8 protein-coding genes are annotated in these 8,334 nt (G+C 41.8%); 6 read left to right on the top strand and 2 right to left on the bottom strand.

From position 1 onward, the window contains the following. The first annotated feature begins 19 nt into the window (after positions 1-19). Both ABIB30_RS19000 and ABIB30_RS18995 read left to right on the top strand, forming a co-directional pair. On the top strand, positions 20-1,015 hold the full coding sequence (locus ABIB30_RS19000) for a PorP/SprF family type IX secretion system membrane protein (RefSeq protein WP_354304632.1): 996 nt from the start codon (positions 20-22) through the stop codon (positions 1,013-1,015). Positions 1,016-1,024: 9 nt separating this feature from the next. Continuing rightward, a complete protein-coding gene (locus ABIB30_RS18995; protein ID WP_354304631.1) occupies positions 1,025-3,028 on the top strand; it encodes an OmpA family protein in 2,004 nt (667 codons plus the stop codon). Positions 3,029-3,057: 29 nt separating this feature from the next. Here ABIB30_RS18995 and ABIB30_RS18990 read toward each other — a convergent pair whose 3' ends face one another. Beyond that, positions 3,058-3,426, bottom strand: a complete 369-nt coding sequence (locus tag ABIB30_RS18990) for a response regulator (protein WP_354304630.1) — start codon at positions 3,424-3,426, stop codon at positions 3,058-3,060. A gap of 85 nt (positions 3,427-3,511) precedes the next feature. Here ABIB30_RS18990 and ABIB30_RS18985 point away from each other — a divergent pair, with 85 nt between their 5' ends. The 3 genes from ABIB30_RS18985 to ABIB30_RS18975 all read left to right on the top strand — a co-directional run bounded on the left by ABIB30_RS18985 (position 3,512) and on the right by ABIB30_RS18975 (position 5,567). Beyond that, positions 3,512-3,700: a hypothetical protein gene (locus ABIB30_RS18985; RefSeq protein WP_354304629.1), complete on the top strand. Its 189-nt coding sequence runs from the start codon at positions 3,512-3,514 to the stop codon at positions 3,698-3,700. Between the two features lie 65 nt (positions 3,701-3,765). After that, complete coding sequence (locus ABIB30_RS18980) at positions 3,766-4,926, top strand: iron-containing alcohol dehydrogenase (protein ID WP_354304628.1); 1,161 nt, start codon at positions 3,766-3,768, stop codon at positions 4,924-4,926. Between the two features lie 137 nt (positions 4,927-5,063). Beyond that, a complete protein-coding gene (locus ABIB30_RS18975) occupies positions 5,064-5,567 on the top strand; it encodes a GAF domain-containing protein (protein WP_354304627.1) in 504 nt (167 codons plus the stop codon). A gap of 11 nt (positions 5,568-5,578) precedes the next feature. Here the strand turns inward: ABIB30_RS18975 and ABIB30_RS18970 are convergent, their stop codons facing one another. Beyond that, positions 5,579-7,576, bottom strand: a complete 1,998-nt coding sequence (locus tag ABIB30_RS18970; protein WP_354304626.1) for a S8 family serine peptidase — start codon at positions 7,574-7,576, stop codon at positions 5,579-5,581. 141 nt (positions 7,577-7,717) lie between these two features. Between ABIB30_RS18970 and ABIB30_RS18965 the strand changes: the two genes are divergently transcribed. Then, positions 7,718-8,188 carry a hypothetical protein gene (locus ABIB30_RS18965; protein ID WP_354304625.1) on the top strand — a complete coding sequence of 157 codons (471 nt, stop codon included), beginning with the start codon at positions 7,718-7,720 and terminating at the stop codon, positions 8,186-8,188. The last annotated feature ends 146 nt before the right edge of the window (positions 8,189-8,334 follow it).

Below are 8,334 nucleotides of genomic sequence, written 5' to 3'. Positions count from 1 at the left end.
AACCTGAAATATAAATAACATGAAGAAACTATCAAAAATCATCGTCTTGGGCTTGTTGTGCATTACGGGGGCTTCGAAGGTTAGTGCGCAAATCGATCCTCACTTTTCACAATATTATGCCAATCCATTATGGCTTAACCCAGGCTTAACAGGTGTAATCGATGGAGATTACCGGGTATCAGTCAATGCCAAACAACAATGGGGGTCGGTCTCCCATTCTTACCTCACAGCAGGCGCTTCATTTGATATGGCGCCTACTAAAAACCTTGCTTTTGGAGGGATGATCCTGAATCAGAATGCAGGAGATGTAAGTTATAATTACCTGAATGCATTAGCTTCAGCTGCTTACCGGATCCGTTTTGGTCGTGCAGGCTTAAACATGATCAACTTTGGTTTACAGGCAGGGATATTAAATAAGAGTTTTGATCCTTCGAAAGTTACGCTGGGTAACCAGTTTAATCCTGGAACTGGATACGATCCAAGTTTACCCTTTAATGAAAATTTTACTTCCAGTAATACACTGGTGCCTGATGTGAATGTGGGTGCCATGTATTTTGATGGAAGTGGAGACAAACGTGTGAATGTATTTGGTGGAGTGGCAGCCAATCACCTGACCAGGCCAATTGATCGTTTCCTTGGCAATGATGTCAGAATACCTATCCGGTATACTGTACATGGTGGTGCCCGTGTTAAAGTGAATGATGTATTTGATATTACGCCGAATGGACTTTATATGAAACAAGGTCAGGCGCATGAAACTTCGGTGGGGGCCTATGGGCAGTTTTATGTTAACCCGGATGCTGATCTGATGTTTGGATCTAACTACCGTTTTGACGACGCCGCGATAGCCTTCTTCGGGCTGCACCTGAAGAATATGACTTTCGGGGTAAGTTATGACTTCAATACTTCAGGACTTAACCGTGCAACAGGAAGTAAAGGTGGATTGGAATTGTCAGTATCCTTTACCAGCCGCAGGGGGATTTCAGGTCCTAACTTCTTTTGTCCACGCTTATAATCCACAAATATGAAACCTCTCAGACTATTGCTTTTGATCTGTTTATTAAGTACAGGAGCACAGGCCCAATATGTAACCAATAACAAAAGAGTTGCTGATGTATATTTCCAGAATAAGGATTATTATGCGGCTGCCGAATACTATAAAAAAGCATTAAATATTTCAAATGATACAACCGGTTTTGTTGTACCCTATGCTTTTGAGGCTAAGGTGAAAAAAGAGAGCCCAAAGCGTCCTGAATATGAATATTGTGTTTTTCAGTTAGCGTCTTCACTCCGCCTTTATAAGGACTTCAGGGGAGCGGAAGCCTGGTATGCCATTGCCAGAAACTTCAGCGACCCTAAGTACGCCTTAAGCTTATTCTATTTCGGAGAAAGTCAGCGCTCGAATCAAAAATTCAATGATGCAATTATCTCTTTTAAAGAGTTCTTAACTAAATATAAGGCAAATGATAATTATGCAGAGAAAGCGAGACTAGAGATTGCTTCCTGTAATTTTGCATTGTATGAAATGCGTTATCCGCGTTTATATAAATTCAGTAAACTGCTGAATCAAATTAATGATCAGGGTTCTAACTATGCACCTTTACTGTTAAACAATAACTTCTATTTTACTTCGTCCAGACCTGTTGCGGTAGGTAACAAAACACAGACTGTGAGGGATAGTAAGATGAAGACTAAAGTTGTCAAATCAGAGAACCCTTTTATTAATGCAATTTATTCAGCTTCAGGCAGTCCATTAAGAACATCAACAACGGTGAAAAAAATGGGCACACCAGAAAAAGGTAAAGAATTTGCTGCTCCGGCATTCAGTCCTAACGGAAGGGTCATGTATGTGACGGTCTGGAGTGGAGCAGGCAATAAAAAGATATATCAGGTTAATGTTTCCAGAGGTACCGGTGAGGTTTGGGCAGCACCAAAAGTATTAGGTACTGAGGTAAATGTGGAAGGTTTCAATTCGATGCAGCCTTTTGTAAGTAAAGACGGAAAATATCTTATTTTCTCGTCCGACAGACCTGGTGGACTAGGTAAATTTGATCTTTGGTATTGTAAATTACGCAGTGATGGAACGCTGAGTGAGGCCTCTAATATGGGGAATACGATCAATTCATCAGAGAATGATGAAGCTCCTTATTACAATGAACGGACTAAAAAATTGCTGTTCAGTAGTGATGGAAGAGTCGGGATGGGTGGGCTGGATTTCTATGAAAGTTCGGGTGATTTTGGTGCCTGGTCTGAGCCAAGAAACTTAGGGTTTCCTTTTAACTCTTCAAAGGATGATGCTTATTTCACGCCTTCTGATAGTGAGGATAGTGAAGGATATATCAGCTCTGACAGAGAGTCGGTCTGTTGTCTGGAGATCTTTCATGTTAAAAAAGATTTTCTGACTGTAGAGGGAACAATCCTGGATTGTAAAACCAATTTACCACTGGATAGTGCGGTGGTTACCCTGAGTGATTCTACACAAATCATAAAGGTGATCACTGAGGCTGATGGTAAATACAGGTTTAAGGTAAATTCTAATCGTCAGTTAAGAATAAAGGCAGAGAAGAACCTTTATTTCAGAAAAGTGCTGAATTATAGTTATGATGAACTGGCTAAATTAGATACGCTTCTTAATCCACGGATCTGTCTGGATGGGTTCATTATTAATAAACCGGTTATCCTGGAAAATATCTTATATGACTTTAATAGCGCTAAGCTTAATCCGGCATCAGAAGCTATACTGGATAAACTCTACCAGAAACTAGTTGACAATGAGACCTTGGAAATTGAGCTGAGTGCGCATACTGATAATGTAGGTAAAGCTGCTTATAATCTTAAACTTTCAGAAAGAAGAGCACAGTCATGTGTAGATTACCTGGTGAGCAAGGGTATTGCTGCCAGCAGAATAACGAGCAAGGGCTATGGCTTTAGTAAACCTATTGCGCCAAATCAGCTGCCGAGTGGAAAAGATAATCCGCAGGGCCGTCAGCTGAACAGAAGAACTGAATTTAAGGTTACCAAACAATAAATACTCAAAGCCTGCCTTGAATAATGAATTCAGGCAGGCTCTTTTAATAACTGCTTTAGCTTATCCAGCAGCACTCCCATCTCAAATGGTTTTTCCAGGTAAGCATCTGCCAATAAATTTTCCCGCATAATATAGTCTTCAGAAAAGCCACCAGAGATTAGCATAACCGGTAAGTGAGCGGTAGCTGGTCTGGTCCGGATTTCTTTGAAAATTGCTCTTCCATCCATTCCGTCGAGTCTGATATCCATCAGGATAATGTCCGGCCTGAACTCTTCAATAATCCTGAAAACCGGCCTTCCGTTCATCAATGGGAAAACCTTATATTTATTCTCTTCGAGAACTATCTGAATGACTTCCAGTAAATCCGGATCGTCTTCTACAACTAATATTCTATTCATAATTTTAGAAAACATCCTGAACAAACAGAGTGCCATGATTAGCAGAAAGAATTGATACTTTTGTTTTATTATTTATAAAAGACACATGCAGCCCAAAGAACAAATAGAAGCAATTGCTAATACCTTACTCCCTAGTTTCATACCGAAAGATAATCAGGAAACGACGTTATCTTTTCATTTTACTTTACCTCCTGATCATAGCTATAAAGTTTTCTTTGAAAAAGATGCCAAGGCAAAATGGCAGTTTATACGCTATGAAGAAGCGGAGCGTTAAGAGATAAGATTAAAGCGTTTAATCCACAATTTTAAAAAAAGTTCAGGCTTATTAACCTTAGAGATATGTTGAATTTCGAATTTAAGAATCCGGTAAAAATAATATTCGGTAAGGGACAGATTGTAAAGATCAGTCAGGAGATTCCGGAAAATGCAAAAGTTTTATTGCTTTATGGGGGCGGAAGTATCAAGTCGAATGGTATCTATGACCAGGTGATGTCAGCGCTTAAAGGCTTTGATGTAACTGAGTTCGGTGGTATCCCGGCAAACCCTGAATATGAAGTGCTGATGCAGGCATTGAAAATAATCAAAGCCAAACAGATTACTTATTTGCTTGCCGTTGGCGGTGGTTCAGTTATCGATGGTACTAAATTCCTTTCGGCTGCGGCCCTGTATCTGGGGGATGAGCCTTGGGATATCTTAAAAAATAAGATCAGAACCGATAAAGGGATGCCTTTTGGAACAGTGCTGACTTTACCCGCTACGGGCTCGGAAATGAATTCTGGTGCGGTGATTACAAGATCGGACACGCAGGAGAAATTCGGAATGGGCGGACCTGGTTTGTTCCCTGAATTCTCTGTACTGGATCCTTTAGTCGTAAAATCTGTTCCGCAACGGCAATTGGCTAATGGGATTACAGATGCGTTTACGCATGTATTGGAGCAATATATGACTTATCCTGCGCAGGCATTTTTGCAAGACAGGTTTGCGGAAGGTATTATGCAGACGTTGATAGAAATAGCACCCAGAATACAGCAGGATCCATCAGATTATGAGGCTGCAGCAAACTTTATGTGGTGCTGTACAATGGCTCTGAATGGATTGATTCAGAAGGGGGTACCTACTGACTGGTCTGTGCATGCAATTGGCCATGAGCTGACGGCATTGTTTGGTATTGATCATGCAAGGACGCTCGCAATTATTGTACCCAGACATTACCGGTATAATTTTGAGCAGAAGAAGGAAAAACTTGCACAGTACGCAGAACGAATCTGGGGCATTCAGGAGGGTACGGTTGATGAAAAAGCAGAGCTGGCTATCATTAGAACGGAATCGTTTTTCCATTCCTTAGGTATTGATACCAGGCTTTCTCAATATACTGATGATTACGAGGGTACTGCAGAGAAAATCGAAGAGCGGTTTACCAGCAGGGGATGGTTAGGTTTAGGAGAACATAAAAGCATTAAGCCCGGTGATGTCAGGCAGATTGTTGCATTAAGTTATTAGTAATTACCGTCCTTACACCAAACAGGAATATAATTATACTCTTGTTTGGTGTAAGATTTTTTTGACTAAATATTTTAAAAGGGTATGGTAATTGTATAGGTTCGCAGGTATAAGTTATACAAGTAATAAATAACACATTGGAGAATACTTTTGGAAGGAATATAATTCCACAGAATGAAGAGGCGCGTTTAGAGAACTTAAAAAAGTATAAAATTTTGTATACCAAATCAGAACCGATCTTCGATCAGCTGGCAGCTGTTACAGCAACCATGTTAAAAGTTCCTTTGGCGATGATCAACTTTGTTGATAAGGACCATGTTTGGACAAAGGCTGATCAGCAGGGTGATTCGGGCAGTGAGGTAGAAAGGGGTACGAGTCTTTGTTCGCTGGCTATCCTGAGAGACGAGCTGACGGTTTTTGAGGATGCGCTGGTAGAACCTTGTCTGATGTCAAATCCTTTAGTAGTAGGTGAATTCGGTCTTAGGTTTTATGCTGCGGTACCGATTACAACTTCAGAAGGTTTTAATATTGGTGCAGTTTGTATCGTAGATAAAAAGGTCAGGAAATTCACTCCTGAAGACAGGAAAAAGCTGGAGTGGGTGGCTCAGCTTATCCAGATTGAAATAGAAAAGAGAGCTTAACCCATTCACCATTATTTAGTGCAGATGAATTTTTTGGTATAAGAATTCTGTCCTATTTTTACGACCATAAAGTACATGCCGCTGGCATAGTGCGTGAGATCTATCTGACTATAATACACGCCTGAAAAATCATTTTTCTTTTCACTGTAAAGTTTTTGTCCTGATATATTGAACAGATCGATGCTCACATCTTTTTTGTCTGCTATAGTGAAATTGATATTCACTTCGTTTCTTGCCGGAACAGGGTAAACTATCATATTTAATTCACCTTCAGTTACTTTATTTGAACCAAAAGTGGCGTCACCATTTATTCCTGTTAACAGGATTGAATAGGCTTGTGCTCCACGTTTAAGTGTTCCTTTGTGGGATACATTAAATCTGTATGTTTTTCCTGCAACAGGTTCATCGATTCTAACTTGTTCAACATTGTCCCTGGTATTGTCTCCTTTTGTTGCCGGAGCTGCTGGTTTAGCGGGATCAAGTATCCATGGTAAAAATGTCACAGATTCCTGAACAGCGCGCAGGTCAAGGTCATTGGCTAACCGCGGAGCTGGGTTGTTGAGGGCATCGAGGGTACTGATTGGAGTTACTTCGGGGTCAGTCCAGCAAATTGTGCCTGTAAGGGGAGTTCCGCCTTTAGCTACTACGTCAATAAACTGTTGTTCTCCCTGGGTAAGGAGGTTTTCAGCTATTTTACTTTTAATATGATTATCCAGGATTGCTTGTGCAGCAGCTTCCATATTTAATAATCCCCATCCATAACTGTAGTCAGGGCCCGGAGTGCTTCCTGCTTCGGCTGCAGTACCAATGGCAACGGCTTTTAGTGTTGCAGAACGCATATAGGCGGAGTTATTCTGGCGACTGTAGAGTTCTTGCAAAAGTATCAGTGAGCCACTAACATTTGGGGTGGACATAGAGGTGCCTGACAGGGTCGTATACCGGTCGTCACCTGCATTGCTGGTCGAAGTTACTCTAACACCGTCTGCTACTAAATCTGGCTTAATCCGGCCGTCATCTGTTGGTCCCCAACTGCTGAATGTGGCTACCTGAATGCGATCGGATGTATAGGGGCCATTTCCCAGCGGATTGATAGCACCTACAGTCAGAATATTTTTTGCGGTTCCGTAAGTGGCTATATTATCATATTTATCATTACTGCTCAAACCTTCTGGTCTTTTGCCAGCATCTGCCATCACTTTATCTGCATTGTATCTGTAATAATTTCCTCCTGCTGGCGGCCCATTGGATGATCTGTTATTTCCTACAGATTTGACCGGAAGGTAATACGGAGCGTTATAACAGATTTTATCCCAGTCTGAGGATTGAGAATCGTAGTAGCCAAATTTATAATCTTCTGTAGCGCCTGGTGAAGCGTAAAACTCCCAGCGTTCTGGATTGATATCTGTGTTTAAAGACCAGCCTGCAACAACTCCATAGGAGTGGTTGGAGATGAGTAGTCCGGCAGCATTTTCAGACATTTCCGGCGTATCATTGTCAAAGTCAAAGGAGTAGAGTTTAGGAAGCCCGAATGCCATTCCTTTGGCAATTGGGTTTACACCAGTGGCTATCATTGTTCCTGCAACATGTGTAGAGTGTTCGGATGTGGTTTGGGTTTTGTCTCTGATCTCAATTCTCCCGCCGGCAAATTCGACATGCGTGGTTAAGACTCCATCTCCATCCCATATAGCTACTTTTCCTGCTGGAATAGTACTCCCGCTCAGTGCCAGGCCTAAGCCGCCGCCATCATATAATTTATTGGTCCGTGTGGTTGCTGCAGCAATGATATTGTTATTCGTTGTATAATATACGGGTAAACCGGCATCATCAAGGCGTTGCAGCCTCGTGACCGACCCATCACGATATCTTCTGGTTATGGCCCAGCCTTTTCTGGCAGCAATGGCAAATGCACTGGCTCTTTGTTTATTGGCCGTATTTGCAAGGGCGGCACTATTGGCTCTTAGAAATGTGGCATTGGTAACGCCAGGCATAATGACTTGTTGTGCGTGCACTGGCGAAAGTGTAAGGCTTGCGCAGAATATTATGGATAATAGTCCACACTTTCGTAAATTGAGAGAATTAATCATAATGCACTGTAAATTGCTTGAATTGCGTTACGGGGTGCTTCAAATTTAACTTTAATACCTATACAGATGAAATTTTATTTAGCTATTTTTTGTTCGGCAGTAATCCTGGTAAATTTTTCTTGTGCTTCGAGAATTCCGGGTCAGCCGGGTGTTATTCAGGAGGGGGTAAAAGGAACTGTGTCAGTGAAGGAGGGTAATTTTATGCCGGGTCCTGGGCAGAAGCCTGGGGGCAATATGGGAAAGGTGACAAGTCGTACTGTTTACATTTATGCGGTGACTACAGGGGCGCAGGCAGAGGGTGGGGGGCCGTTGTATAAGGCGATCCATCAGCCGTTAGTGGCGAAGGTGAAGACGGATGAAAAGGGGTTTTTTGAGTGTAAGCTTGCACCGGGGGTTTATTCTTTGTTTACTGGTGAGGATGGTGGGATGTTTTTCGCAAGCTTGTCTAATGGGAGGGGGGAGTTGAATCCTGTAGAGGTTTTTGCGAAGAAGGTTACGGTTTGCGATATAGTGGTTAACCATAAGGCGGTTTACTAGGGGGGTGTTTAGGCTGTAAGTTGTTTTCTGGGGTTTCTCTAGCTATAAACTATTCTCTAGGGTTTTTCCAGCTATAAAAAAAATAAACATCCTATGTTCGGACGACATTAGAAATGAATGTCCTCACATTAGGATATTCATTTTTT

Origin of the sequence: Pedobacter sp. UYP1 (assembly GCF_040547305.1) — a bacterium.
Classification (GTDB): Bacteria; Bacteroidota; Bacteroidia; order Sphingobacteriales; family Sphingobacteriaceae; genus Pedobacter.
The sequence above is the reverse complement of the archived record's forward strand: the minus strand, read 5'-3'. Positions and strand labels throughout refer to the sequence as shown.